This window comes from Micromonospora kangleipakensis (assembly GCF_004217615.1).
Lineage (GTDB): Bacteria > Actinomycetota > Actinomycetes > Mycobacteriales > Micromonosporaceae > Micromonospora > Micromonospora kangleipakensis.
This window is the reverse complement of the sequence record NZ_SHLD01000001.1, coordinates 564,143-590,724: the sequence shown is the minus strand read 5'-3', so window position 1 is coordinate 590,724 and position 26,582 is coordinate 564,143. Positions and strand designations below refer to the sequence as shown.

The window sequence follows — 26,582 nt, the reverse complement described above, 5'->3', positions numbered from 1 at the left end:
TCGTCGTGCCTGACCTCGACGGGCGTCAGGCGGGGGGCTTCGGTCCGCAGATGAAGCGGGGCTCGGCCTGGTACGTCCAGCTGAACTTCTGCCGCTTGATCACCTTGCCGTCCTTCGTGATGACCCGGTGGGCGTCCTGGGCGAACCCCTCGCTGCCCGCGGCTTCGATGCAGTCGGGGCCGGGCTCCAGGTAGACCGTCTTCGGCTGGGTGATGTTCCGGCGAGGGCTGTACTGCGTCTTGACGCTGTCGTAGATCTTCGTGCTCCAGATCGACACGGTGATCGTGCTGGAGGTGTATGAGGTGTCGATCAGAACCCCGTGCGGGCTGTTGTTGCGGAACTTGAAGTCCAGAGCGGGGTAGTAGATCGTCGACTCGATCACCGCGGGGTACCGGCTGAAGTAGAACGAGTGCGGCTTGTGCTCGACGTCCTCGAGCCCGGCGTAGTACGTCGCGTTGAACAGGGTCGTGGTGAACTGCGAGACACCGCCGCCGACCCCGGGAACGAGCTTGCCGTCGACAATCGTCGGCGCGTCCTGGTAGCCCTGGTCGTAGCCGCGCTCGCCGGTGTGGCCGTTCAGCGAGAACGTCTCGCCCGGCTTCACGATCGTGCCGTCGACGTCCTTGGCTGCCTGCACGATGTTCTGGCTGCGGGGCGAGGAGAGGCCGCCCGGGAACCGGGTGGTGAAGGTGGAGACCCGCTCCTTGATGCCCAGCTCGGCGAGCTTCGTCTCGGTCAGCTCCGGCTCGGCCGGCTTGAGCTCGGCGGTGATCGTCCGGCCGTCCGCCTTCGGCAGCACGGCGAGCAGATCGCGGCTGAGCGCCGTGGCGTCCAGCTGCTGGCCGGCCCGACCAGGCACCACCTTGGGCTTGCCCGCGGCGATGGTCAGCCCGGCGTCCCTCGGCTCCACCTCGACCTTCGCCAGCCGGTCCCCGAGCGCGGTGCGCAGCCGCTTCACGTCCACCCGCGGGACCAGCTTCCCCGCCTCGTCCGCGGAGAAGCGCAGGCTACGGGCGATCGCGCTGGGCGGGATGGCGAGGGAGCCCTTGTCGGTGGTCAGGGTGACCGGGGCGGCGACCGCCGGCTTCGCCAGCTCGTCGACCAGCCGGTCCACCTCCTCGCGGGTGGTCGCCGGATGCTTCTCCACCAGCGGGACGGTCGCCGGCCGGTCGGTGAGCCAGGCCCCCGTGACCGCCTCCGCCGAGCGCGGCGGGTCGAGGGTCAGGCTGGGCTTCGGGTAGACCGGCTTCGGCGTGGTGCCGGTGAAGATGATCGCCGGCATCGTCATCTCCCGGCCCTGGCTCCCCGCCACCGCGCGGAGTGCGGCGTCGAGCCGGTCGACGTCGACGGTCACCACCGGGTCGACCGAGCGGGAGCCGACGAGGCGGCTGACCGGGTGCGCGTCGGCGGCAACCGCCGCCGCCACGGTGGCGTCCACGTCCACCGCGAGGCCGACGTCGGCCGGCTTGATCTCGGCGGTCCGCTCGCCCACCGTGACCCGGACCGGGGCGGCCAGCTCCGCCGAGCGGCGCTCCAACGCCGCCCGCAGCTCGCGGGCCGCGTCCGCCCGGCTGCGGCCGCCGAGTTCGGCACCGAGCACGGTGGTGCCGCGGGGGACGTCCCCGGCGTACGCGTAGGCGCCGGCGCCGGCCACGGCGGCCAGCACGACCGCGGTCATCCCGCCGGCGAGCAGGAGCCGCCCGCGCCGGGTGCGGGACCCGCCGGCCGGAGCCGCCGGTCCCGGCTCGTCGCCCGGCCAGCTCACCGCGGTGACCTGCACCGTGGGCCGGTCGTCGGCGGGTGGGGGTTTTTCGCCGTACAGCGTCACAGCTACCTCGATCGGAAGTACCACGTGGGGAGCGCTTCCCCCACCCGGAAGACAACTACGGTAACCAACGCTCGAACCGGCCGGGAGTGTCCCGTCGGTCATCTCCGCGTCGCGGGTCGGCCAGCTGGCGCAGGGTGTCGTGACGATCACCCACCGCCGGTCCCCACGCGCCGGGCGGGCCGTGGGACGGTGTCCGGGTGCAGACCGAGGATCGGATCATGGCGTACGGCGGTGGCTGGCTGGACCGGGCGGGGGCGCTCCGGGCGGACCCGGGGTGGATCGCCGGCCGGTTGGCCGACCCGGGCAGCGTATTGCTGCCGCTCTGGCGGGACCGCTGCCTGGTCGGGCCGGACCGGGTGCCCGTCCGGCGCGGCGTCGCCGACGCCGCCGACCTGCTCGCCGCCGCCGACGAGACGGTCTTCCTCGGCTTGGACGACGGCGCGGCGGTCTTCGCCGTGGACCTCTCCGCCCGCGCCGAGCAGGAGGCGCGGGAGCTGGCGGGGGCGGACGAGGCGGTGGACGTCCGGGCCCTCGTGGGCGGGCTGGGGCCGGCCGAGGCGGCGGTCCAGGCGTACGCCCGGGGGCTGCTGCACTGGCACCGGGGGCAGCGGTACTGCGGCGGCTGCGGGGCGGCCACGGTGGCCCGGGACGGTGGGCATACCCGTTCCTGCACCGGCCCGGGCTGCGGGCGGCTGCTGTTTCCCCGGATCGAGCCGGCGATCATCGTGCTGGTCGAGGCGCCCGGCACGCCGGGGCGCTGCCTGCTGGCCCGGCACGCCGGCGCGGCGGAGGGGGCGTACTCCACGCTCGCCGGGTTCGTCGAGGTGGGCGAGAGCCTGGAGGACGCGGTCCGGCGGGAGATGGCCGAGGAGGCGGGCATCTCCGTGACCGAGCTGTGGTACCAGGGATCGCAGGCATGGCCCTTCCCGGCCGGGCTGATGGTCGGCTTCCGGGCCACCGCAGCCGGCGAGGAGGTCCGGGTGGACGGGGTGGAGCTGCTGGAGGCGCGCTGGTTCACCCGGGACGAGCTGCGCGAGCGGGTGGCCGCCGGACGACCGCTGGGACGGGCCGACTCGATCGACCACCACCTGCTCGGCAGCTGGCTCGCCGCCGGCGACTGAGCACCGGGACCCGGGCGGTCAGCGCCGCGGGCGGAGGACCAGCCAGGCCATCACGGTGGCGGTCAGCGCGGCGGTGGCGAGCGCACAGCCGAGGACCCCCTCGACCGTACGCGGGGCGACCAGCAGGGCCGCCCCGGCCAGTCCCACGGTGGCCGCCCAGAGCGGTGCCGCGGGGAACCGGGCGCCGCTGGCCACCCGGTCGTTGACCAGCATGAAGACGACCGCGTACAGGGCGCCGGTGGCGGCGAAGAGTGGGGCCTCGTCGGCCAGGTGCAGGTAGTCGGCGCCGCCGGCCAGCCGGAACGCCAGCTCCCCGCCGAACGCGGCGGCGGCCACCAGCACGCACCCGCAGGCGAGGATGACCGCCAGGCCCAGCGCCCGGGCCCGCCGGTCGCCCCGGGCCAGCCGGGGCAGCACGAGCAGCGTCACGACCTGCGGTGCCCAGAGCGCGCCCTTGGTCAGCACCGCGCCGACCGCGTACGCCCCGGAGCCGGCCGCCGGCAGCAGTTGGCGGGCGAGGATCAGGTCGGCGTACGAGATGGTGAGCATCGCCAGCGTGGCCCCGCACGCGGTCATCACGTCCCCGGGTCGCAGCTCGCGCTCCCGGTGGCTGGCGACGGGCGTCGGCCGGCCGCCGGCGGCGAGGCGGGCGAGCAGCGGCAGCGCGAGGAGACCGGTGACCGCGCCGAGCGCCAGCGCGGTGACCGCGCCACCGCCCAGCGCCAGCCCGGCGACCAGGCCGCCGTACCGGCCGACGGCGAGCACCGTCATCGCCGCGGAGAGCCGGAGGAAACGCTGGTCACCCTGAAGTTCGCCGAGCCACCGGCCGGCCAGCACGGTGGCGAAGGTGGTGGCCGCGAGCAGCAGGGTCAGCGCCACCGGCAGCCGCAGCAGGACGGTCAGCAGCGGCGCCGCCGCGACCGTGACCGCTGCGGTGACGGCAGCGGTGAGCAGCGCCAACCGGCCGGTGGCGATGGGACCGCTGCGCGCCCGGTGTACCGCGACGGCGATCTGCAGGCCGAAGCCCGGCACGGCCGCGATCGCGCCCAGCGCGAGCACGGTCGCCAGCGCCCCCAGGTCGGCCGGGTCGAGCCGGCGGGCGCCGAGCACCGGCACCAGGTAGGCCAGCGCGTTGGTCAGCATGGTGGCGACCGTGACGGCGGCGCCGGCGGCCCCGAGCCGCCCCGCGCCGGCGTCCCTGCCGATGGTCTGTGTCATGCCGCCTCGAGTGGCCCGCCCTGCTATGAAGACCGCGGCCGACGGACGGCCGGAACCGCGGCCCGACCGGTGAGACGGTACCGGTCGGCCGACGGGCCCGTAAGCCCCGCACCCGCGACCCCTGCCCCCGCGGCCGGGAAGGGTCTAGTGTGCTGCCCCATGGCGTCGACGAACGTGGCCGCGGCAGCGACCTCCGGCCTGGCCGCGAAGCTCCCGGAGCGGTGGGTGGCGGGCGGGATCCGGCTGGTCTATCCCCGGGTGGAGCCGGAGCTGGCCCGGCTGGCCGACTTCGTGCCGCGTGGTGGCACAGCGGTCGACGTCGGTGCCTGGTACGGCCCGTGGACCGCCCGACTGCTGCGCCGCGCCGACCGGGTCGTCTCGGTCGAGCCCACGCCTCCACTGGCCCGGCAGCTGCGGGAAAGGTTCCCCACGGTCGAGGTGGTCGAGGCGGCCGTCTCCGATCACAGGGGTACTGCCTCGCTCTACCTGCCCGAGGGCGGCGCGATCGTCGGCACCTCTTCGCTGGAGCAGCCGGGGCAGGGCCACCCCGTCGAGGTACGCCGAATCACCTTGGACTCGCTCGGCCTGACCGACGTGCGCTTCGTCAAGCTCGACATCGAGGGGCACGAGCTGCCCGCGCTGCGCGGTGCGGCCGAAACGGTCCGCCGTGACCGCCCGGTGCTGCTGATCGAGGTGGAGGAGCGGATCCAGCCGGTCGAGCCGCTGCTGGGGCTGCTCAGCGGCTGGGGTTACCAGGGGTACGTGCTGCCGGGGCGTAGCTGGGTGCCGTTGGCGGGCTTCGACCTCGGGCGGCACCAGCGTGAGGCGATCGTCCGGGTGGGGCAGAGCTTCGCCCGTCGGGTGCTCTGGCCCCGCCCCCGGTACGTCAATTCGGTGCTGTTCCGGCCGAAGTGATCGACGGCCCTCGCTGGCGCGTCACTGCTGCGGGGTCGGAGTGCCGATCGCGACCTCGTTGGTACAGAGCGTCACACCCGGGTCGGTGACGCTCAGCTCGACGGTGTCCCCGCCGCCGGTGAACTCGAAGAAGATCTGGTGCAGCCCGGTCCTCACCGGGAACTGCTTCTCCTTCCCACCGAGACGGAAGGTGCCCGTGGTGTCGCCGGAGCTGAGGTAGCCGATCCGGACCACCCAGAACCAGTCATCGCGCGGCCCGGTGAGTGGCATCCGTGCCGTCTCGCCGCCGGTGACCTTCCAGCCGCACGCCTGCTCCGGGCCAGGCTGGGCGGTTGGGCCGTCGACCTTCACTGGGGTGATCCGGCCGGTGCTGTCGAAGAGCGACGGGTTCTCCGCCTCGGTGACGAAGACCGGCTCCTCCGGCAGGGCGTGGAAGAACGTCGACTGCCGGTTGTACGGCGCGGAGAGCGTTGGCACCACGTCACCCGGCACCGGCTGGTCGAAGAAGACCGTGTCGGGTGGGGCCGCCGCCAGTTCGGCCCGCACGGTGTCCAGGTAGGTGCGTCCACTCTTGACCGCCCACTCGTCACCGAAGCGGGCCGTCGTCCAGGCGGCACCGAGACCTGCGGCGACCAGGGCGAGGGCCAGGCCGGCCGAGACTGCCTCCCGGTGGCGTACCAGCACCGCCGGGAGCGGCGGGTCGTCGGGGTCGCGCCCGCCGGTGAACGCCGGTTGCTCCGGTCCCCCGGTGAGCTGGTCCGGGGGGCTGAGCGGCCCGGCCGTGCCCCCGGCCCCCGAGACCGGGCGGTCCGGTGCCGGGCTGGGCGGGAGAGACGGGGTCGCCGTTGACTGCTGCGATCCGATGCCTGCGCCCGCGCGCTGCGGTGGCGCGTCGAACGGTCGCGCCGCAGGCGGACGGTCCGGGGGCGGGGGATCGTTGTCGTACTCGGCGTGGAGGACGCCGTGACCGCGTTGGGTGGCGGCCGGGACGGCGACCCGGGGTTCGGCTCCGGTGGGCTCCGGCGCCAGCTCGCTGCGCTCGGCGTCGGCCGTTGCCTGCCCGGACGCGGTGTCGGCCGTTGCCTGCCCCGACGCGGCGTCGGCCCGCCCACCGTCCGTGGCCGGGTGGGGGTCGCCGTCCCGCTTCGTCCGGGCCGGGTCGGCCGGGTCGAAGCGGTCCGGCGCGGGCCGGAGGCCGAGCAGGGCGACGCCGATGCAGAGGGCGGCCACCACCACGACGTCGCTGACGTACCGGGGGACGGCCCCGGCGACGTCGCTGTAGATCGAGCCGAGCCGGGTGGCGGCCAGCAGGGCGGTCACCAGAGCCAGGTACGTGGCGAACAGCAGCCAGGCCCGGCCGGCGACCCGGCGCAGCCGTACGGTCAGCACCACCAGCACCAGGAAGACCGTCCAGGCGATCCACCGGCCCAGCTCCGGCGGGGCGGTCACCGGGGCTCCGTCACCGGCCGGCAGCCAGCGCCACGGCCCACCGAGCAGACCTGGCACCACGGTGGAGCCGAGCAACTGCCAGAGAAACGAGAGCACCTCCCCGAGCGAGTCCGGCCGGCGCAGCGACGACTCCGCCCGGGAGCCGTAGAGCGCGAGGAAAGCGAGCGAGAGAGCGGTCAGGACCAGCCAGGACGGCCAGTACCGACGAACGGTGGCCAGCACAGCCCGGACCGGTGGGCCGCCGACGAAGAGGAACGCGGTCAGCAGGAAGACCAGCGGCACCACCAGCAGTGCCTTCTCGAAGAAGATCAGCCCGAACAGCACCGCCAGGGCGAGGGTCGCCAGGTGCCGCTTCCTGCCGGTGCGCACGTACCGGACCTGGGCGCCGACCGCGAGCACCATGGCGATCTGCATCGGCAGCATGTTCACCCCCACTGCCCACCAGGAGGTCGCCTCCAGGGTGAGCGGGCTGAACAGGAACACCGCAAGCGGCACCAGCAGCGCCCAGCCGGGGCGTACCAAGGTGCGTAGCAGCCGGGCGAAGCTCACTGCCAGCACCGCCTGGGCGGCGGTGAGGAGCAGGACATACGGCCAGTAGGCGAGGCCGGCCGCCCGGGTCACCAGCCAGGTGATCAGCAGCGCCGCCGGCATGAAGTGGTTGTTGTAGAGGGTGAGCAGGAAGCTTGGGGTCAGGTCGGACTCCGCGGCGCGGGCGATCAGTACGTAGTCGTCGACCGCGAGGTAGCCGCGAGACGCGAGCTGCGCCCGCCAGACCAGGCTGACCAGGATCATCGCGACCGCCGCCGCCCGGACGGGATGAATGCGCGTCCAGCCGCCGAGGAGGCCGGGGCCGTCGGGGGTGATGGGCGTGCCGGTCGATGCCATGGCGGGAAGACTGCCACACCGGGCACCGGGCGTCCCATCAGGTCAACGGGTGGTTCAGGGGACGCCGGGGCCCGGCGGCCGCCGCGTACAGTGGCCGCCGGACCAGGGCGGGGGTCGCGCCCGGGCGGGCAGGGTGAGGTCGACGGATGCGCGAACGGCTGGTGCCGCACGGCGTGGCCGCCGCCGTGACGGCGGTGGTGCTCGCGCCGCTGGCGCTGCCCGGGTACGTGCTCCGCTACGACATGGTCTTCGTGCCCCGCCAAGCGTTGAGCTGGGACGTGATCGCCCCGGCCTCGGCGCTGCCCCGGGCCGTGCCGCAGGACGCCGTGGTCGCGCTCGCCACCCAGCTGGTGCCGGGCTGGCTGCTGCAACGGCTGGTGCTGGTGGCGATCCTCTGGCTGGCCGCGCTCGGCGCCGCCCGGCTGGTACCGACCGACCGGACCGCCGTGCGGGTGGTGGCCGCTCTCGGGTACGCCTGGACGCCGTACCTCGCCGAGCGGCTGCTGATCGGGCAGTGGGGGCTGCTGTTGGCGTACGCGATGCTGCCCTGGCTGGTGGCGGCGGCGCTCGGGGTGCGGGCGGGCCGGCCCGGGGCGGTGCCCCGACTGCTGCTCGCGGCCGCCGTCGCCGCGATCACCCCGACCGGCGGGGTGCTCGCCCTGGCGGCGGTGGCGGTGCTGCTGCCCGGCCGGTACCCCGGCGCCGGCCGTCGGGCGGGCACCGCGCTGGCGGCGACGGTGCTGCTCAACGCGCCCTGGCTGGTGGCCGGGGCGGGCAGCGCCACCGGTGGCCGTTCCGACCCGGCCGGCGTGGCTGCCTTCGCCGCCCGCGCCGAGAACTGGGCCGGGCCGCTGGTCGCGCTCGCCGGCACCGGCGGGATCTGGAACGGGCTGACCGTTCCGGTGTCCCGGCAGGCCGGGGTGGTGCCGCTGGCCACCGCGCTGCTGCTGCTCCTCGCCGGGTACGGCGTGCCGCTGCTGCGCCGGCGATGGCCGGCCGGCGTGGCCGGCCGCCTCGGCCTGCTGGCGGTCGGGTCGTGGCTGGTCGCGGCGCTCGGCGTGCTTCCCGGCGGGGCGGCCCTGCTCGGCTGGCTGGTCGACACCGTGCCCGGCGCCGGGCTGATCCGCGACGGGCAGAAGCTGCTGGTGCCGTACGCGCTGGCCCTGGCGGTGGCCGGGGCGCTCGGCGCGGAACGGCTGGCCGACCGGCTCGCCACCCGGTTCGACGCGACCACCGGGCGGGTGCTGCTGGTCGGCGCCGCGCTGCTGCCGGTGGCCGTCCTGCCCGACCTGGCCTTCGGGGCGATCGGCCGGTTGCGGCCCGTCGACTACCCCGCCGACTGGGCGGCGGTGGCCCGACAGGTGGCCGACCGCCCGGGCGAGGTGGTCTCCCTGCCGTTCCAGGAGTACCAGCGGTACGCGTGGAACCGCGGGCAGGTGGTGATCGACCCGGCGCCCCGGTACCTGTCGACGCCGGTGCTGATCGACGACACCCTGCGCGTCGGCGACCTCGTCGTCGGCGGGGAGGATCCCCGGGCGGCCCGGGTCCGGAAGCTGCTCACCGCCGGCCGGCCGCTGGCCGGGACGGGGGTGCGCTGGGTGCTGGTGCAGCGGGCGTCGGGGCCGCCGGTGCCGGCGTCGTCACTGGTCGGACTGCGTCTGGCGCACGCCGGACCGGAGCTGGCCCTCTACGAGAACCCGGACTGGACGGCTCCGGCGACGGCGAACGGGCCCGGCCGGGTCGGACTGGCCCACCTGCTGGCCGGAACGGTGGTGTTGGCCATCGGTTTTTCGGGCACTGCACGGGGGCTGCGACGCGTGGTAGCGTCCCGGCACGCGAGTCCCGCGGAAGGAGAAGGTGGATGAGGAACCTGCCCGCGTTCGTCGCCGTCGGGGTACTCGGGGTCGTGCTCGGCCTGCTCGGCAGCGTCGGTCTGGCGAATGCGCTCAGCCCGTCCGCCAACGAGGTCGCCAAGACCGTGAGTGAGCAGAGCTCCGACAACACCCTGTACGGCACGCGCTGAACCAGCGCCGACCGGGGCGTCCGCCGAGGCGGGCGCCCCGGTCGCGTGTCCGCCTACCGGGCGGCGGTGAGCCCGGCGACCAGCTGCGCGAAGCGGGCACCGGTCGCCGCCCAGGTGAACCGGCCCGCGTGCGCCAGCGCCGCCTCGCCCATCGCCTTGCGCCGCACGTCGTCGGCGAGCAGCTCCCGGACCCGCTCGGTGAACTCCCGCTCGTCGTCCACCAGCAGCCCGGTCTCGGTGTCGACCATCGCCTCGGCGACGCCACCGGCGTAGCGGAACGCGATCGTCGGGGTGCTCCGGGCGGCGGCCTCGACGATGGTCAGCCCCCAGCCCTCCTTGAGCGACGGGGTGAGGGCCAGCCAGCAGGAGGAGAGCAGCTCGTGCTTCTCCTCCTCGCTGATGAAGCCGGTGAACCGTACCCGGTCGGCGATGCCGAGCGAGTCGCTGAGCTCCCGCAGCGGCTGCTCCCACCAGCCCTGCCCGGCCACCACCAGCTCCAGGTCCGGCAGCTCCCCGGTCAGCTCGGCCACCGTACGCAGGGCGATCTCCACCCGCTTGTGCGGAACCAGCCGACCCAGCACCAGCAGCGACGGGTGGGTCGTCCGGGGCAGCGGGGCGCCGGTCACGGACGGGGTGCCGTTGGGCACCACGTCGATCCGCTCGCGGTTCACGCCCAGCTCGGCCAGCTCGGCCCGGCTCGCCTCCGAGACCGTGACGTAGCGGCAGCGCCGGTAGAGCCGGACCGCCAGCCGGGACTCGATCCACCAGCCGAGCCGGCAGATGACCGGGCCGAAGACCACCGGCCATTGCTCCCGGTGCACATGGTGCACCAGGGCGAGCACCGGGCGGCCGGCGTAGAGCGGGGCGAAGAAGGGCACCCCGTTGCACACGTCGACGATCAGGTCCGGCCGGCCGAGGCGACGCCGGCCCAGCGGGCCCAGGCCGAGCCGACCGGCGAGGTAGGTGAGCGCGGCGCGGGCGTAGACGGTGTGCCGGGAGCCGCGGCGCAGCACCCGCATGCCGTCCGGGTTGGTCTCGTCCGCCGCGCCCCGCTCGTGGGCGGCGCAGAGCAGGGTCACCCGGTGACCGGCGGCGATCAGTTCGGCGGCGATCCGCTCGATGTAGACCTCGGAGCCACCGCCTTCCGGGTTGCTCGTGTCGCGCCAGTTGAGGAACAGCACGTGGCGAGCGGTGGTGCTGCCGGACTTGTCCACGCTGCTCCTACCGATCAGTAAGCGGCACGATCGCGCCACCCTAGGGCGGTCGGGCCCGCGTGCGCAATGGGTCTTGTCGGCAGCGACGATCGGATAACAGCTCGTCGACCGGGGGTTTGCCGGGGACCCGAAAGCTTGGCAGGGTGTGTCAGCGCGGATCCGTGCGCCGCCGGTGGTGACACCGGTCGGGCCGTTCCGCGATACCCGTGACCTGCGGCCGGCGCCTGCCGGCCGGGCGAAAAGGCGAGGAGGTGGCCGGCCGTGGTGCGTGACGTCCCGGCGCGGATCCTCGCCCGTCGTTCCCCGGTGGTGCTGCTCAGCGCGGCCCTCGTGCTGCTGCTGGTCGGTTGGGGCGGCTTCGTCTGGCTGCGCGACGAGCGCACCACGCCGGAGTGCCTCCAGCGGGTACGCCTGCGGGTGGCCGCCGCCCCGGTGGTCGCCCCGGCGGTGGACCGGATCGCCCGTGCCACCGTCGGCCGGCAGCCGTGCGTGGCGCTGGTGGTGCAGGCGCGGGAGTCCGACGCGGTCGCCGCCGAGCTGGCCAACGGCGCCGACGTGGCGGACGCCTGGCTGCCGGAGTCCACGTTCTGGCTGCGCCGGGCCCGCTCCACCGGGGCGTTCGAGGTGCCCGGGCAGGGCACGTCGGTGGCGAGCACTCCGGTGGTGCTGGCGGTGACCGAGCCGGTGGCCCGCAGGTCGGGCTGGCCGGCCCGGCCGCTGACCTGGCGGACGCTGGTCGGCCCGAAGGCGGACGCGACGAAGGTGGGGCTGCCCGACCCGGCCGTCGATCCGGCCGGGGTCGGGGCGCTGCTCGGCGTCCGGGCGCTGGCCGCCGGGGAACCCGACCCGGGCGGCGCGGTGGCGGCGACGCTGCGCAAGCTGGCCGGCCGGACCTTCAGCCCCGCCGGAACCATGGCCTCGCTACCCCCGGCCGCCGGGCTGCCCGGCCGCTCCGACGCGGTCGCCACCACCGAGCAGGCGGTGCTCGAACACAACGCGCTGACCGGCGCGGACAAGGTGGTCGCCGCGTACCCGGAGGTCGGCGTCCCCGATCTCGACCTGCCGTACGTGGTGCTGCCCGGCACCCGCGACGCGGTCCGCGACGCGGCGGCCGGCTTCCTCACCGACCTGCTCGCCACCGCCTCGCGGGACGTGCTGACCGGGTACGGCTTCCGCACCGCCGCCGGTTACCCGCCGGCGGTGCCGCGCGACCGTCGGCTCAGCCCGGACCCCCGCAACCCGGTGCCGCTGCCCGCCGAGGAGACCGTCACCGAGATGCTGACCGGGTGGAGCGGCGTGCAGCGCAGCGCCCGGATCCTCACCGTGCTGGACATCTCCGGTTCGATGGCCGTCCGGGTGCCCGGCGGTGGCACCCGGCTCGACGCCGCCCTCGCCGCCGCCCGGGAGGGGGCCGGACTGCTGCTGGACAACAGCGAGCTGGGCGTCTGGGTCTTCTCCACCAAGGTCGACGGGGATCGGGACTACCGGGAGATCCTGCCGGTCGGGCCGCTGCGTGCCCAGCGGGCCGCGCTGGCCCGGCGGCTGGGCGAGGTGAAGGTCAAGCCGGACGGCGGCACCGGCCTGTACGACACGACGCTGGCCGCGTACCGGGACGCCCGGCGACACTGGACCCCCGGACGGATCAACCTGGTGCTGGTGATGACCGACGGCCGGGACGAGGACGCCGAGAGCATCGGACGGACGAAGTTCCTCGCCGAGCTCAAGGCCCTCCAGGACCCGCGCCGACCGCTGCCGATCATCTTCGTCGGGCTCGGTCGGGACGTCGATCCCGAGGAGCTGAACGCGATCGCGAAGGTGACCGGCGGGCAGGTGTTCCGCACCGACCAGCCGAAGGGTATGCGGCAGATCTTCTTCTCCGCGCTGGCCGAGCTGAGCTGCCTGCCGCCGGAGTGCCAGCGGTGACCACGACGCTGGCGCGTGGAGTGGCGCGCCGGGCGCTCCGGCCGGTCCGCGAGGCCCCGGCCACCGCACTCTGCCTGCTGCTGCTCACCGCCGTCGCGTTCGCCCAGCGGCCCGGCCAGGTCACCTTCGACACCAAGCTCGACCTGGCGGCGAACCCGGTGCACTTCCTGGCCCGGGCGCTGCACCTGTGGAACCCGGAGGCCACCTCCGGCGAGCTGCAGAACCAGGCGTACGGCTACCTCTTCCCGATGGGGCCGTTCTTCGCGGTCGGGCAGCTGCTCGGCGTACCGCCGTGGATCACCCAGCGGCTCTGGTGCGCGCTGCTCTTCTGCGCCGCCTTCTACGGCCTGCTGCTGCTGGCCCGGACGATGCGGATCGGCACCGAACCGACCCGGTACGCGGCCGCGCTCGGCTACGCGCTCGCGCCCCGGATGCTCACCGAGATCGGCGCGCTCTCCTCGGAGGTCCTCTCCGCCGCGCTACTGCCCTGGGTGCTGCTGCCGCTGGTCCGGGTGCACCGGATCGGCTCGCCGCGCCGGGCCGCCGCGCTCTCCGCGCTGGCCGTGCTCGGCATGGGCGGAATCAACGCGGCCGTGGTGCTGCTCGCCCTGGTGCTGCCCGGGGTGTGGCTGCTCACCCGGCGGTGGGACGCCGCCCACCTGCGGCTGGTCGGCTGGTGGTGCCTCTGCGTCGTCGGGGTCTGCCTCTGGTGGATCGTGCCGCTGCTGCTGCTCGGCCAGTACAGCCTGCCGTTCCTGGACTACATCGAGTCGTCCACCACGACCACCGCGGTCGCCTCGCTCTTCCAGGCGGTACGCGGCACCAACCAGTGGGTGGCGTACATCGTCCAGGGGGACCCGTGGTGGCCAGCGGGCTGGCTGCTGATCGACCATCCGGTGCTGATGGCGCTCACCGCGGTGGTGGCGCTGGTCGGCCTGGCCGGGCTGGCCGGCAACCTGCTGCCCGAGCGCCGCTTCCTGGTGCTCGGCTTCCTGGCCGGGCTGACCCTGCTCACGATGGGCTACGTCGGCAGCCTGGACAGCCCGCTCTCCGAGCAGGTCCGGGACCTGCTGGACGGCCCGCTGGCGCCGCTCCGCAACGTGCACAAGCTGGAGCCGGTGCTGCGGCTGCCGCTGATGCTCGGCTTCGCGCACGGCGTGGACGCCTGGGCCACCCGGCTGCACACCGCCGCCCGCCGGCGCCGCCCCGGGCTGCGGTTGCGCCCGCTGGTGTTCGTACCGGTGTTCCTGCTGGTGCTCGGGGCGGCCGCGCCGGCCTGGACGGGGCTGTTGCGGCCCGGGCCCGGCTGGTCGGACCTACCGCCGAGCTGGCGGGCCGCCGCCACCTGGCTGGCCGACCGGGACGCCCTGGCCCGCACCCTGGTGGTGCCCGGCTCGGGCTTCGGCCAGTACGACTGGGGACGGACCGTCGACGAACCGTTGCAGTCGTTGGCCCGAGCACCCTGGGCGGTGCGGCACCAGATCCCGCTCGGTTCGGCCGGCAACACCCGGATGATGGACACCGTCGAGACCGTGCTGTCCGGCGGGCGGGGCTCGGCCGGGCTGGCCGACTTCCTGGCCCGCGCCGGCTTCCGCCATCTGCTGCTGCGCAACGACATCGACCGGACCCAGGTGGACGCCCCGCCGGTGGCGGTGCTGCGCCGGGCGCTGAACGGGTCGCCGGGGATCGCGCGGGTGGCCACCTTCGGCACGACCGGCGCGGTCGGCCGGACGCCCGGCAGCCCGGTGGACGACGACGCCGGCCCGTTACCGGCGATCGAGGTGTACGAGGTCCAGCGGTCGGTGCCGACCGCTTCCGCGGTGCTCACCGCCGACGTGCCCACGGTCAGCGGCGGCCCGGAGTCGCTGCTGCCCCTGCTCGAACAGGGCGTGGTCCGATGGGACCAGCCGGCGGTGCTCGCCGGCGACCGGCCCGACATCGGGTCCGAGGCGGCCGACGGGCGGTGGATCGTCACCGACGGGCTGCGCCGGCGGGAACGGGACATCGGGCGGGTACGGGACAACCTCAGCCAGACCCTGACCGCGACCGAGGCGGGACGGCAGGGGCGGGTCGCCCTCGACCTGCTGCCGTTCTCCGGCCGGAAGCACCAGACGGTCGCCACGTACCAGGGGATCCGCAAGGTGACTGCCTCCACGGCGGCCAGCTTCGTGGACAACCTGGCCGCCGCCGATCCGTCGCACCTGCCGTTCGCCGCGGTGGACGGCGACGGCGGCACCTCCTGGCACTCCGCGCCGCTGACCGGGCCGGTGGGGCAGTGGCTCCAGCTGGACCTGGACACCCCGCGTCAGGTGGAGCAGGTCTCCCTGTCCTTCGTCGACGACCTCGGGGTCGGTTGGCCGGTCACCCGATTCCGGATCAGCACCGACCGGGGCTCGGTCGACCACGACGTCGCCGCCGGGCTGGGCGCCCAGACGTACTACACCCTGCCGGGGGTCACCAGCACGATTCGGGTCACCGTGCTCGCGGTGGCCGGCGGCCGGCTCGACGGCGGGGTGGGCATCCGGGAGTTCTCGGTTCCGGGCACCACGCCCAGCCGGGCGCTGCGCGTCCCCACCGACCTGCCCGCCGCCACCGGCCCGGTCTCCTGGTCGTTCAGTCGGGGATCCGCCGGCCGGCCGGCGTGCTTCCCGGCCTCCGGCTCCGACGCCGTCCCGCCCGTCGACGCCGATCCGACCACCGGCCCGGGCTCCCGGTCCACCACGGCCGGCGCGGGGATCCGGGCGGCGGGCACCGTCATCCGGTGCGACCGCTTCCTGGCCCGGGTCGGCGAGGAGCCCCTCGGCGTGGACCGGCTGTTCCGCAGTACGGCGCCGGGCCCTTACCGGTTGACGGTCACCGCCGTGGCCCGCCCAGGGGGTGTGCTGGCCCTCGCCGGGGCGCGAGTCACCGCCGGCGCCTCGTCGTACCTGGCGGGGGACGCGTCCGTGGCGCCGTGGGCGGCCGTCGACGGCGATCCCGGCACCGCCTGGCTCGCCGACACCGGAGATCTGCGTCCGACGCTCACCTTGAGCTGGCAGGGGAAGCGGCGGATCGACCAGCTGCGGCTGCGCCCGGCCGACCTGCCGGTGGGCTCCCTGCCCGAGCGGGTCGAGGTGCGCGCGGGCGGCCGTGTCCAGCTGGTGCCGGTCGGTGCCGACGGTCTGGTCCGCCTGGCCGCGGTGCTCACCGACCGGCTCGAGATCAGCGTGCGGGAGACGGCCGACCGGGTGGCGGACCGGCGCGGCAACGGCTGGACCGCGACCGTTGGCATCGCCGAAATCGAGGTACCGGGCCTGCATGGCCCGCTGAGGCCGCTGCCCGCGGACACCCGGATCGCCGCGCCGTGCGGTGCCGGCCCTGCCGTCGAACTCGACGGCTTCCGGTACGAAACCGCGGTCACCGGCACCCTGCGCGACGCCGTCGCCGGCACGCCGATGGCGGTGACCCTGTGCGGCGAGACCGGCGCGGTGGTGGACCTGCCGGCCGGCGGGCACCACCTGGCCACCTCCCCGTCGCGCGGCTTCGTGGCGCAGGACGCCACGCTGCGTCCGGCCGGGGCTGCGGCCGCCCCGCCCCGGCACCGGGACGTCTCGGTGCTGGACTGGGCGCCGACCGACCGCCGGGTGCGGGTGGGGGCCGGGGAGCGCGCGCTGCTCGTCGTACCGGAGAACGCGAACGCCGGCTGGACGGCCACGATGGACGGACGGACGCTGCCGGCGACCCGGGTCGACGGGTGGCAGCAGGCGTGGGTGCTGCCGGCGGGTGCCGGCGGCGAGGTGCGCCTGAGGTTCGCCCCCGACGGCGCCTACCGTGGCGGCCTGGCCGCCGGCGCGCTGAGCGCGCTCGTCGTGCTGGTGCTGGCCGCCTGGCCGGTGCGCCGAAGGACCGCGGACGGGGCGCAGGTAGCGGCCGAGGGCGCGCCCTGGCTGATCGGCACGTTGCTGGTGGTGCTGCTCGCCGCGCTGGGCGGGGTGCTGCCGGTGGCGATCGTGCTCGCCGCGATGCTGCTGCGCCAGCTCGCCCGTCGCGCGCTACCGGTGGTGGTCTTCGGCGGCCTGACCCTGGCCACGGTGACCGCGGTGGCCGGCCGGCTGCGGGGGCACGGCCAGGAGTGGGCGTACGGCACCTGGGTGCAGGCGGCGATGCTGGTGGCGATCGGCGCGGTGGTGGCGGCGGTGGTGCCGGTCCCCGGCGCGCCACCGACTCCGGACGCGGCCGGTCCGACCCCGGACGCCGGCCCGCCTCTGGAGGACGCCGAGGGGGCGGTCGGGGGTGCTGCGCCGGGGCGGGTGACAGCCCCGGGGATCGGCGACCCGCCGATCGCCGGTGAGGACGAGGACGGGACGGTAGTGCGATGACCGCTGAGCAGGGACGGGCGGCTCGCCGCCGGTTCGCCACCCTGGGTCGTTCGGTGGCCCTGTTCCGGGCCTTCCTGGTCGAGCAGACCGACCCCGACCACTTCTACGGTCTGCTGGCCGACGACTCGGTACGACAGGTCTCCGGCTACACCGGGCTGACCGGGCGGACAGTGCTCGACGTGGGCGGCGGCCCGGGCTATTTCGCGCAGGCCTTCCGCGCGGCCGGCGCGCACTATGTCGGTCTCGACCCGGACGTCGGTGACTTCTCCGCGGCCGGGTCCGCCGCCGGCATGCTGCGCGGCAGCGGCACCGCGCTGCCGGTGCGCACCGGCAGTGTCGACGTCTGCTTCTCGTCCAACGTGCTGGAGCACGTCTCGGAGCCGCACCGGATGCTGGACGAGATGGCTCGGGTGACCCGGCCGGGCGGCATCCTCTTCGTCTCGTTCACTCCGTGGCTGTCCCCGTGGGGTGGGCACGAGACCGCACCCTGGCACTACCTGGGCGGGGACCGGGCCCGGCGGCGCTACCAGCGGCGGATGGGGCGTCCGCCGAAGAACCGCTTCCGGGAGACACTCTTCCCGGTCTCCATCTCCGACGCGTTGCACTGGACCCGGGGCAACGCCGACGTCGAGGTCCTCGACGCCCTGCCCCGCTACCACCCCTGGTGGGGCCGCTGGATCGTGCGGGTCCCCGGAGCGCGCGAGATCGGCTCGTGGAACTTCCTGCTCGTGCTGCGGCGTACCGGTGGGCGGCCGGACCGCGAGCCGGCCGTCGGTACCAGGGAATCACCGGCTGCGGCCGGAAAGTAGGGCTGACCGGGGGTCGCGTTGCGATGTGACCAAGTAGTAACCTCGCGGCCATCTTGCTGATCGATATCGACGAAATTGAGCTCCTCCAGGGAGGAAAAATGAAGCACCGCGCCATAGGTGCCGTGCTGTTCGGGGTTGGCGTACTGCTCCTGGCGCTGGCCGCCGGGCTGGTGTTCGTCGTGACCCCTGCGCTGGCCAAGCTCCCCTACGACCTGGATTCTTCGACCTCCGTGGCGGAGGCCAGCAACGCGAAGTTCCTCCAGATCAACGACGGGACCATCAAGGTCAACGACGGTGATCTCAGGTCCACCGTCCTGGTCACCCAGCTCCCGAAGGAGACGGCGAACCTGAGCGGAGACCTCGACGGCAAGGCCGTGGTGTGGCAGGTCGGCCAGACCGTGGAGCGGGTCGACAACAAGCAGCTGGTCAGCGCGTACGGCGCCCAGCTGGCCCTGGACCGGGTCTCCGGCGCGGCTCTGGAGTGGAACGGCCAGTGGCTCGACGACACCGGCGAGCAGGACAAGGGGATCAGGTTCGCCGGCCAGATCTACAAGTTCCCGTTCCACACGGAGAAGAAGGACTACAAGATCTTCGACCGTGACCTGCGGAGTGTCCGGGACGCGAAGTTCGCCGGCACGGAGACGATCAAGGGCATCGAGACCTACCGGTTCGAGCAGGTGATCACGGACGAGACGCTGAACCTCGACTCGACCCGGCTCACTGCGCTGCTGGGCACGTTCGCGACGGGCGCGACGGACGGCAAGCTCGTCTACAGCAACCAGCGGACGGTCTGGGTGGACCCGGTGACCGGGGCGTTCATCAAGGTGCGCGAGGTGCAGAAGAAGGTGCTGACCCCGAACGTGGGCGCGCCGACCACGCTGCTGGACGCGGACTTCGCGTACAACGAGGCGACCATCACCGCGTCGGCGGACCGGGCCAAGGACAGCCGGGACAAGCTCCAGCTGCTGAGCGTCTACGTCCCGGTCGGGCTGGCCGTGCTGGGCCTGGTGCTGCTGGTCGGTGGCGTGCTGGTGGGCCGTGGCGGCTCGGTCGCCACGGACGGCGAGGCGCGGCACCGGGTGGACACCCCGACCCGCGTCGAGGAGCCGGTCCGGGACGCCGACCCGGCGACCGACGAGCAGCCCGTGGCCGACCGCGAGGGCGGCCCGCTGAGCGACGTGATCCCGCCGGCGTCGACGAACTGGCGCGCGGAGGACGAGCCGGCGGTGCCGGTGCAGCGCCCGGCCACCGAGGACGAGGCCGGCAAGCGCTGATGTGATCAGGGTGCGCGGAGGGCGGGTCGACGGTGTCGGCCCGCCCTCCGCGTCTCTGTGGTCACGCTGAGCGTTCGTTATATAATCGCAACCATCGATATCCTCGATGCTCAGCGTTACGGCTGCCCGCCCAGAAAGCCCACCTTTGGACGCTTGCTCCCGGGGGTCCGCCAGCGCCGCTCTCGACGGAGCGTGAACGCGCCGCATCGTCACGTGGCTCGGAAGTTACCCCACCGTAGGTAGAGGCTTGTGATCCCCGCCTCAGCGGGTGCACCATCATTCGCACGTTCGTTACCCGCCGGTAACACGCGTGACGGCCCGGCCCGGGGCCCCACCGGTCGACCGGCCCACCCCGAAGAGCACCAGCCCCCATCGAGGAGGAATCCGTGCAGGATCGGATCGACATCCCGGGACGCACCCGGTGGCGGCGCTTCGCCGCGATGATGGTGCCCGCGACGGCCGCGGTCGGCGCCATCCTGTTCGGCATGCAGAGCGGCGCGATCGCGTCCGACATCACCGTCTCCGGCCAGACCTTCAAGATCGGCGCCGAGCGGCTGGAGGGTGACGGCTTCAAGCAGTACGGCGGCGTCGTCCGGGAGAAGAACGGCACCGTCCACCCGGTGGCCCTCGCCGAGATCGGCAGCGCCGACCTCTACAAGCTCTGCCAATCCGTCCGCGCCGACCTGCCCGGGATGCCGGTGGTGCTGACCATCAACGCCGGTGACGGCAAGAACCCGGCCAAGGCCAAGGACCTGCTGATCGCGATGGACAGCCTGGACGGCAACGCGACCTTCAGCAACATCAAGATCGGCCGGGACGCGAGCGACCTGAACCCGACGGCGCGGACCGGCTCGTTCGGCCAGAACGCCGACGAGGTCACCATCACCAAGCTGGAGCAGGTGTCCCGCTACACCACCGCCTCCACCTTCAACCTGGTGGGCCTGCGACTGAAGGTCAACGTCGGGAAGGACGCCACGGGCAAGGAGTGCTTCTGAGCTGAATCGCGGGCCCGCGGTGGACGCCGCGGGCCTGTCCCCGTCCCCTCGTCCCCCCGCTCCGCCAGGAGGAGTACGTGACAACCGCTGATCCGCAACACGTCCGCGCCGGTGGTGTCGGCCGGGTGTGGCGGGGCTTCCGCCGCTGGCGGCGGACCCGGCCGTTCTGGGGCGGCCTGTTCACCGCGCTGGCCGGGGTGGAGATGTTCGCCTCCACCCGGATGACGCTCAACGGCCTGAGCTTCCACAGCGGATCCACCGGGCTGTACTCGCTGCTGATCCCGGTCATCCTGCTCACCTGCGGGCTGCTGCTCTGGTTCAGCCCAGCTCAGCGGCTGTTCTACGCGATCGTCGCGGCGGTCACCACGATCTACTCGCTGATGGGGCTCAACCTCGGCGGCTTCTTCCTCGGCCTGCTGCTCGGCATGGTCGGCAGCGCCCTCGGTTTCGCCTGGGCGCCGACCGCCCGGCCCGCCCCCGCGGAAGGCGACGGCCCCGACGGGCGGGTCGCCGGGACCCCGCCGGCCACCACTGGATCCGACGACCCGGGCCTGGTCGACGAGCTGATGCCGGCCGACAGCCGGGGCGTACCACGGCAGCGCGACGCGGCGACGGCCCGGTCCGGCGACGGGGCGCCGGCGGCCGGGCCGGACGACCCGCCCGAGCCGTCCGGCGGCTCCCGCGACCCCCGGTACTTCGCGGTGGCGCTGCTGGTGCTCGGTCTCTCCGCCGCCGGGCTGGTGGCCATCCAGCCGCAGCCGGTACGGGCGGCCCCGCCGTCGCCCGCCGCGACCGCCTGCCCGAAGCCGCCGGGGAAGGTCAGCACCCCGTCCCCCTCCGCCGGCCGCGCCCTCCCGACGTCGACACCGACGGCCAGCCCGAGCCCGTCGCCGGGGGCCACCTCGGACGGCAACATCCTCACCGACATCCTGGGTGGCATCGGGGACCTGTTCACCGGTGGGCCCCAGGCCGAGCCCAGCCCAACCCCGTCGGCGAGCGCCACCCCCACCCCGAGCGCCGGGGCGGCCGGCCCGGCCGCCGCGCCGACGCCGACCGCCACCGGGTCGGGAAGCGACTGCCCCGCCGGGAAGCCCGCCAAGCCCGCCAAGCCCGGCACCGCCCAGCCGGGCCGGCTGATGCCGAAGATCGCTCCCGAGCCGGGGCAGCCGAAGGTGGCCCGACAGCCGTCGAAGCTGACCGGTTCGAAGGTCACCATGACGGGGCTGCGGTTCGAGGGGATCGTCGACCTGCCCACCTCGGACGGGACGCTGAAGGCGCTGAAGTTCAGCATGGCCAAGGCGGTGACCGACGACTTCAAGCTGGTGGCGGACGGTCCGGCCGGCCGCAACCAGCAGTACGTGACGGACCGGCTGACCGTGCAGGGCGACGTGGCGTTCTACGCCACCCGCTTTGTCGGCCGGCTCCTCGGCATCAAGATCACGCTGACCCCGGACCTGCCGTTCCCGGACGGCATTCCGGTCACCTCGCCGATCCCGATCACCTTCACCGACCCGGTGGTCGACCTGGCCTTCGTCGACTGCGACACGCTGACCGCCCGGCCCGCACTGGCGCTCAGCCTCTCCTGACCGTCGTCCCACCACGGGTGACCGGGGGCGGGCCCGCGCCCGCCCCCGGTTCCGCGATCAGAGGCGGGCCAGCGCCCTGCGCAGCGGGTCGAGACCGAGCGAGCCCAGGTCGAGCGCCTGGCGGTGGAACTCCTTGAGGTCGAAGTCGGCGCCCTTGCGGGCCTTCGCCTCCTCGCGGGCCTGGAGCCAGATCCGCTCGCCCACCTTGTAGGAGGGGGCCTGCCCGGGCCAGCCCAGGTAGCGGTTCAGCTCGAAGCGCAGGTTCTCGTCCGGCACCCGGCAGTGCGCCCGCATGAACTCCCAGCCCAGCTCCGGAGTCCAGCGCTCGCCCGGGTGGAAGCCGAACGGGTTGTCCTTCGGGATCTCCAGCTCCAGGTGCATGCCGATGTCGACGATCACCCGGGCGGCCCGGAACGCCTGCCCGTCCAGCATGCCGAGCTTGTCGCCCGGGTCCTCCAGGTAGCCCAGGTCGTCCATCAGCCGCTCCGAGTAGAGCGCCCAGCCCTCACCATGCCCGGAGACCCAGCAGAGCAGCCGCTGCCACCGGTTGAGCAGCTCGGCCCGGACGGCGGTCTGGGCGACCTGGAGGTGGTGACCCGGCACGCCCTCGTGGTAGACGGTGGTCACCTCCCGCCAGGTGGAGAAGTCGGTGATGCCCTGCGGGACCGCCCACCACATCCGCCCCGGGCGGGAGAAGTCCTCGCTCGGGCCGGTGTAGTAGATCGCGCCGTCGCTGGTCGGGGCGAGGCAGCACTCGATCCGGCGGACCTGCTCCGGGATGTCGAAGTGGGTGCCGTGCAGCTCGCTGATCGCCTTGTCGGCGAGCGCCTGCATCCAGTCCCGGAACGCCTCCTTGCCCTGGATGGTCCGGGCCGGGTCGGCGTCCAGCGCCCGCACGGCATCATCGACAGTGGCACCGGGACCCGCGATGCGACCAGCCACGGTTCGCATCTCGCCCTCCAGGCGGGCCAGCTCCGCGAAGCCCCAGGCGTACGTCTCGTCCAGGTCGACCTTCGCGCCGAGGAAGTACTGCGAGGCCAGCTCGTACCGCTCGCGGCCGGCGGCCTGCTTCTCCCGCCCCTGCGGCGCCAGCTCGGTGCGGAGGAACTCGCCGAACTGGGCGGTCGCCGCGGTGGCCGCCGCCGCGCCCTTGCGCAGCTCGGCGCCGACCGTGCCGTCCGCGCCCAGCCGCTCGACCAGGCCGTGGAAGAAGTTGTCGCCCTCCGGGTCGGTCCACACGTCGCACTGCTTGGCGACCTCGACCAGCTGCACCCGCGAGCTGACCTGCCCGGCGGCGGCCGCCTCGCGCAGGGTCGTCTTGTAGCCCTCCAGCGCGCCGGCGAACCGGTTGAGCCGGGCGGCGATGTTCGCCTTCGCGTCGTCGCCCTCGGTCGGCATCAGGTCGAAGACCATGCGGATCTCGTGCAGCCCGCTGGCGATCACGTTGACCTCGCTGGTGGTCTCACCGGCCTCGTGCCGGGCGAGCTCCAGACCGAGGCGCTCCTGCATGGCCTCCTTGGCGGTCCGCTCCGCCTCCGAGTCCGGTTCGGTCACGTCGAGGTCGGCCAGGGTGCGCCGGGTCAGCTCGGCGCGGGCCGCGTACCCGTCCGGCGACAGGTCGTCGAGCTGATCGTCGTAGCCGGCGATGCCGACGTAGGTGGCGCCGGTCGGGCTGAGCGGGGCCCAGTCGGTCACGTACCGGTTGGCGAGGTCATCGATTCGTCCCACGGTGCGACCCTACGTGACCCTGGTGCCCTCGTGTCGACCGTGTTCGCCGTGTTCACGGCAGCAGTTCGGGCCGGTTGCTGTGGCGGTGGACACGGCGTCCGAAAAGCGCGGGACTTCGTCGTACGGCTGCGGCAGAGTGTCAGGGGTGACCGCCGCTACCACTCCTGACCGGGCCGCCGCTCGCAGCTGGCTGCCCGGATTCCTGGCGCTCGCTGCGATCTGGGGTTCGAGCTTCCTGTTCATCAAGGTCGGCATCGAGGAGCTGCACCCGCTGCACCTCACCCTCTACCGGGTCGCCACCGGGGCGGTGACCCTGCTGGTGGTGCTCGCCGTGCTGCGCGACCGGCTGCCCCGCGAGCCCCGGGTCTGGGCGCACCTGTTCGTGGTCGCCGCCTTCGGCGTGGCGGTCCCGTTCACCCTCTTCGGCTTCGGCGAGCAGCGGGTCGAGTCGATGCTCGCCGGCATCTGGAACGCCACCACGCCACTGATCGTGCTGCCGCTCGCGGTGCTGGTCTTCCGCACCGAGCGGTTGACCGCCCGGCGCGCGGTCGGGCTCGGGCTGGGCTTCCTCGGCGTGCTGGTGGTGCTCGGCGTCTGGGAGGGCGTGGGCGGGGCGCACTTCACCGGCCAGCTGATGTGTCTCGGTGCGGCGGCCTGCTACGGCGTCGCCATCCCGTACCAGAAGAAGTTCATCGCCGGCAGCTCGTACTCCGGTCTCTCGCTCTCCGCCGGGCAGCTGCTGGTCGCCACGCTCCAGCTCGCCGTCGTCGCGCCGCTGGTGGCCGGGGCGCCGCCGGTGCCGACCGGGCTCTCCGTCGAGGTGGTGGCGAGCGTGCTGGCGCTCGGCGCGCTCGGCACCGGGCTGGCCTTCGTGATCAACCTGCGCAACATCCGGGTGGCCGGGGCGAGCACCGCCTCCACGGTGACCTACCTGATCCCGGTCTTCGCGGTGCTGGTCGGCGCGGTGGTGCTCGACGAGCGGCTGAACTGGCATCAGCCGGTCGGCGCGCTGATCGTGCTCCTCGGCGTGGCGGTCGCCCAGGGCCTGCTGGGCCGTCGGACGCCCACGCCCGTCACCGCCGGTACGCCGGCCGTGCCCGCCGCCGAGCCCGCCACCCACCGCTGACCCTCCCGCCGCGCGCGCCCGGCCCGGCCCTCGGCCGGCGGGGCTGCCGCGCGGCCGGCGAGGTGGGTGGGTCGGCGGGGTGCGGACCGCGCCACCCCGGCGAGGTGGTGGCGGGTCAGCGCCGGGTGTGGGTCCACTTCACCAGGCGATCGGCCTTCCAGGTGTTGACCACGCGGTCCGCCGGGACCCCGCACAGGGCCGCGCGTTCGCAGCCGAACCGCTGCCAGTCGAGCTGACCGGGGGCGTGCGCGTCGGTGTTGATCGCGAACCGGCAGCCGGCCTCCAGGGCGCGGCGGATCAGTCGCTTCGGCGGGTCCTGCCGCTCCGGCCGGGAGTTGATCTCGACCGCGACGCCCCGCTCGGCGCAGGCGGCGAAGACCGCGTCCGGGTCGAAGTCGCTCTCGGAGCGGGTACGCGGTCGGTGCGCCCGGTCGCCCGGGCCCTTCACCCCGGCCGGCCGGGACGCCACCATCCGGCCGGTGCAGTGGCCGAGGATGTCCAGGTGCGGGTTGGCGATCGCGGCCAGCATCCGGCGGGTCATCTTCGCCCGCTCGTCGTTCAGCCCGCTGTGCACCGAGCCGACCACCACGTCGAGGCGGGCCAGCAGCTCCTCCTCCTGGTCCAGCGAGCCGTCGGCGAGGATGTCCACCTCGATGCCGGTGAGGATGCGGAACCCCTTCGGCAGCGCGTCGTTGACCGCGGCCACGTGGTCGAGCTGCCGGCGCAGCCGCTCCGCGGTGAGCCCCCGGGCCACCTTCAGCCGGGGCGAGTGGTCGGTCAGCACCAGGTACTCATGACCCAGCTCGACCGCCGCGAGCGCCATCTCCTCGATCGGTGACCCGCCGTCGGACCAGTCCGAGTGGGTGTGGCAGTCGCCGCGCAGCGCCGTCCGCAGCGCGGTGGCCGCGGCGTCCAGGTCGGTGCCCTCGGTGGCGACCAGCCGGCGCAGGTAGACCGGTTCCTCGCCGGCCAGCGACTCGGCCACGCAGCGGGCGGTGACGTCGCCGACCCCGGACAGCTCGGTGAGCGTGCCGGCGCGGGCCCGCTCGGCCACCTCCTTCGCCGGCAGCGCGCCCAGGGCCTTGGCCGCCGACCGGAACGCCCGGACCCGGTAGGTGGCCTCGTTGGCCCGTTCCAGCAGGAACGCGATCCGGCGCAGGTCGGCGATGGGATCCCGGGCACTCATGCCCTGCAACCTACGCGCCCGCGCGCGCGGGCGCGTAGGTCCGACGGCGGATGTCGCGAGTGGACCGGATCAGCCGGCGCCGCCGGTGGTCGTCGGCGCCTTCGGGCAGCCGTGCTTCCGCTGCCACGCCACGACCTCGGCGGCCGGCGCGCGGTTGCCCCGCTTGCGCCACGAGTCCAGGTAGCGGGCCGGCCAGATCACGCCGCGCCGGATCCACCAGTCGTCGTGGCCGCGGCACGCGGGCGAGATGCCGAAGTGCAGGTGGCAGACGTTGTTGGCATTGCCGGTGCGGCCCACCCGACCGAGCTGCTGACCGGCGCGGACGCGTACTCCGGCGGCGACGTCGGCGGAGATCGCGCTCAGGTGCGAGCCGTAGTAGCGCACCCCGTCGTCGCCGAGCAGCGAGATCGAGAGGCCCCCGTTGTACGGCCCCAGCGGACCCCGCTTGTCGAACCGGTCCACCCGGCTCACCTCGAGGATCCGCCCGTCGGTGACGGCGACGACCGGCTCCCCGCAGTCGGCGAAGATGTCCGTCCCCGGGTACGCGGAGTGCGTCGGGTGGTAGGCGACGTTGTCGGCGCGTACCGGGAAGACGTGCCGCAGGTCGGTGCGGGTCGGCGACGGCGACGGCTGCCCGGGCGCCGGCGTCGGGGTGGGCGCGGCGGGCTGCTGGGCCGTCGCGACGGCGCTCGGCCTGTCCCACACGTTCGTCGGCGTCGCGGTGGGACGGGTGCCGGTCGCGCAGCCGGCGGCGAGCGCCGGCGCGAGCAGCAGCAGGACCGGGTACGCCGAACGCGGGCGGCGTCCGATCGATCGCGAGCGCATCCGGTCATCCTGGCAGACCACTACCGTAGGCACGAACGCTGCGACCGCCGCCCTCGTCGTACGGTCGCGCTGCGTCACGCCGTACGCCGAGGACGGCACCCTACGGTCCGTGAAGGGAG

The 26,582-nt window shown here is 74.2% G+C and carries 18 protein-coding genes; 11 read left to right on the top strand and 7 right to left on the bottom strand.

The features are described 5' to 3' along the window. Positions 1-25: 25 nt before the first annotated feature. The gene (locus EV384_RS02895) at positions 26-1,828 is read right to left on the bottom strand and encodes a VanW family protein (protein WP_130329876.1); all 1,803 of its coding nucleotides are present in this window, start codon (positions 1,826-1,828) and stop codon (positions 26-28) included. 197 nt (positions 1,829-2,025) lie between these two features. On the opposite strand from EV384_RS02895, the gene nudC reads away from it, so the two are divergent. Next, the gene (nudC, locus tag EV384_RS02890) at positions 2,026-2,949 is read left to right on the top strand and encodes an NAD(+) diphosphatase (RefSeq protein ID WP_423202882.1); all 924 of its coding nucleotides are present in this window, start codon (positions 2,026-2,028) and stop codon (positions 2,947-2,949) included. Positions 2,950-2,967: 18 nt separating this feature from the next. On the opposite strand, the gene EV384_RS02885 is transcribed toward nudC, so the two are convergent. After that, the gene (locus EV384_RS02885; RefSeq protein WP_207232221.1) at positions 2,968-4,167 is read right to left on the bottom strand and encodes a polysaccharide biosynthesis protein; all 1,200 of its coding nucleotides are present in this window, start codon (positions 4,165-4,167) and stop codon (positions 2,968-2,970) included. A 159-nt stretch (positions 4,168-4,326) separates the two neighbouring features. Here EV384_RS02885 and EV384_RS02880 point away from each other — a divergent pair, with 159 nt between their 5' ends. Continuing rightward, positions 4,327-5,082 (top strand): FkbM family methyltransferase, encoded by a 756-nt coding sequence (locus tag EV384_RS02880; RefSeq protein ID WP_130329874.1) that lies wholly within the window; start codon positions 4,327-4,329, stop codon positions 5,080-5,082. Positions 5,083-5,103: 21 nt separating this feature from the next. On the opposite strand, the gene EV384_RS02875 is transcribed toward EV384_RS02880, so the two are convergent. Then, positions 5,104-7,416, bottom strand: coding sequence for a hypothetical protein (locus EV384_RS02875; RefSeq protein WP_130329872.1), 2,313 nt, complete (start codon positions 7,414-7,416; stop codon positions 5,104-5,106). 146 nt (positions 7,417-7,562) lie between these two features. Here EV384_RS02875 and EV384_RS02870 point away from each other — a divergent pair, with 146 nt between their 5' ends. Together EV384_RS02870 and EV384_RS34630 are read left to right on the top strand one after the other, a co-directional pair. Beyond that, complete coding sequence (locus EV384_RS02870) at positions 7,563-9,281, top strand: MmpA family trehalose lipid delivery protein (protein ID WP_130329870.1); 1,719 nt, start codon at positions 7,563-7,565, stop codon at positions 9,279-9,281. Further along, a complete protein-coding gene (locus EV384_RS34630) occupies positions 9,278-9,439 on the top strand; it encodes a hypothetical protein (RefSeq protein WP_165439859.1) in 162 nt (53 codons plus the stop codon). Before EV384_RS02870 ends, EV384_RS34630 begins: the two co-directional genes overlap by 4 nt. Positions 9,440-9,492: 53 nt before the next feature. Here the strand turns inward: EV384_RS34630 and EV384_RS02865 are convergent, their stop codons facing one another. Next, a complete protein-coding gene (locus EV384_RS02865; RefSeq protein ID WP_130329868.1) occupies positions 9,493-10,653 on the bottom strand; it encodes a glycosyltransferase family 4 protein in 1,161 nt (386 codons plus the stop codon). Positions 10,654-10,914: 261 nt separating this feature from the next. Here EV384_RS02865 and EV384_RS02860 point away from each other — a divergent pair, with 261 nt between their 5' ends. The 6 genes from EV384_RS02860 to EV384_RS02835 all read left to right on the top strand — a co-directional run bounded on the left by EV384_RS02860 (position 10,915) and on the right by EV384_RS02835 (position 21,598). After that, positions 10,915-12,576, top strand: coding sequence for a substrate-binding and VWA domain-containing protein (locus EV384_RS02860; protein ID WP_130329866.1), 1,662 nt, complete (start codon positions 10,915-10,917; stop codon positions 12,574-12,576). Then, complete coding sequence (locus EV384_RS02855; protein WP_242623914.1) at positions 12,573-16,934, top strand: alpha-(1->3)-arabinofuranosyltransferase; 4,362 nt, start codon at positions 12,573-12,575, stop codon at positions 16,932-16,934. Before EV384_RS02860 ends, EV384_RS02855 begins: the two co-directional genes overlap by 4 nt. After that, positions 16,931-17,743, top strand: a complete 813-nt coding sequence (locus tag EV384_RS02850) for a class I SAM-dependent methyltransferase (protein WP_130329862.1) — start codon at positions 16,931-16,933, stop codon at positions 17,741-17,743. The genes EV384_RS02855 and EV384_RS02850 overlap by 4 nt, the downstream gene beginning before the upstream one ends. Before the next feature lie 98 nt (positions 17,744-17,841). Then, the gene (gene pgfA / locus EV384_RS02845; protein ID WP_130329860.1) at positions 17,842-19,017 is read left to right on the top strand and encodes a cell envelope lipid trafficking protein PgfA; all 1,176 of its coding nucleotides are present in this window, start codon (positions 17,842-17,844) and stop codon (positions 19,015-19,017) included. 386 nt (positions 19,018-19,403) lie between these two features. Continuing rightward, positions 19,404-20,012, top strand: coding sequence for a DUF6230 family protein (locus EV384_RS02840; RefSeq protein ID WP_130329858.1), 609 nt, complete (start codon positions 19,404-19,406; stop codon positions 20,010-20,012). 77 nt (positions 20,013-20,089) lie between these two features. Beyond that, the gene (locus EV384_RS02835; RefSeq protein WP_130329857.1) at positions 20,090-21,598 is read left to right on the top strand and encodes a DUF6114 domain-containing protein; all 1,509 of its coding nucleotides are present in this window, start codon (positions 20,090-20,092) and stop codon (positions 21,596-21,598) included. A gap of 57 nt (positions 21,599-21,655) precedes the next feature. Here the strand turns inward: EV384_RS02835 and EV384_RS02830 are convergent, their stop codons facing one another. Then, complete coding sequence (locus EV384_RS02830) at positions 21,656-23,326, bottom strand: DUF885 domain-containing protein (protein WP_130329855.1); 1,671 nt, start codon at positions 23,324-23,326, stop codon at positions 21,656-21,658. 145 nt (positions 23,327-23,471) lie between these two features. Between EV384_RS02830 and EV384_RS02825 the strand changes: the two genes are divergently transcribed. After that, entirely contained in the window at positions 23,472-24,452 is a 981-nt protein-coding gene (locus EV384_RS02825; RefSeq protein WP_207232724.1) for a DMT family transporter, read from the top strand. Between the two features lie 115 nt (positions 24,453-24,567). On the opposite strand, the gene EV384_RS02820 is transcribed toward EV384_RS02825, so the two are convergent. Then, complete coding sequence (locus tag EV384_RS02820) at positions 24,568-25,638, bottom strand: PHP domain-containing protein (RefSeq protein WP_130329851.1); 1,071 nt, start codon at positions 25,636-25,638, stop codon at positions 24,568-24,570. Positions 25,639-25,707: 69 nt separating this feature from the next. Further along, positions 25,708-26,463, bottom strand: coding sequence for a M23 family metallopeptidase (locus EV384_RS02815; RefSeq protein WP_130329849.1), 756 nt, complete (start codon positions 26,461-26,463; stop codon positions 25,708-25,710). Positions 26,464-26,582: the final 119 nt, after the last annotated feature.

Excerpts from the sequence above, each read along its gene's own strand:
- EV384_RS02885 (WP_207232221.1), bottom strand. The coding sequence starts at position 4,167 with ATGACACAGACCATCGGCAGGGACGCCGGCGCGGGGCGGCTCGGGGCC.
- EV384_RS02880 (WP_130329874.1), top strand. The coding sequence starts at position 4,327 with ATGGCGTCGACGAACGTGGCCGCGGCAGCGACCTCCGGCCTGGCCGCG.
- EV384_RS02875 (WP_130329872.1), bottom strand. The coding sequence starts at position 7,416 with ATGGCATCGACCGGCACGCCCATCACCCCCGACGGCCCCGGCCTCCTC.
- EV384_RS02870 (WP_130329870.1), top strand. The coding sequence starts at position 7,563 with ATGCGCGAACGGCTGGTGCCGCACGGCGTGGCCGCCGCCGTGACGGCG.
- EV384_RS34630 (WP_165439859.1), top strand. The coding sequence starts at position 9,278 with ATGAGGAACCTGCCCGCGTTCGTCGCCGTCGGGGTACTCGGGGTCGTG.
- EV384_RS02850 (WP_130329862.1), top strand. The coding sequence starts at position 16,931 with ATGACCGCTGAGCAGGGACGGGCGGCTCGCCGCCGGTTCGCCACCCTG.
- pgfA (WP_130329860.1), top strand. The coding sequence starts at position 17,842 with ATGAAGCACCGCGCCATAGGTGCCGTGCTGTTCGGGGTTGGCGTACTG.
- EV384_RS02820 (WP_130329851.1), bottom strand. The coding sequence starts at position 25,638 with ATGAGTGCCCGGGATCCCATCGCCGACCTGCGCCGGATCGCGTTCCTG.
- EV384_RS02815 (WP_130329849.1), bottom strand. The coding sequence starts at position 26,463 with ATGCGCTCGCGATCGATCGGACGCCGCCCGCGTTCGGCGTACCCGGTC.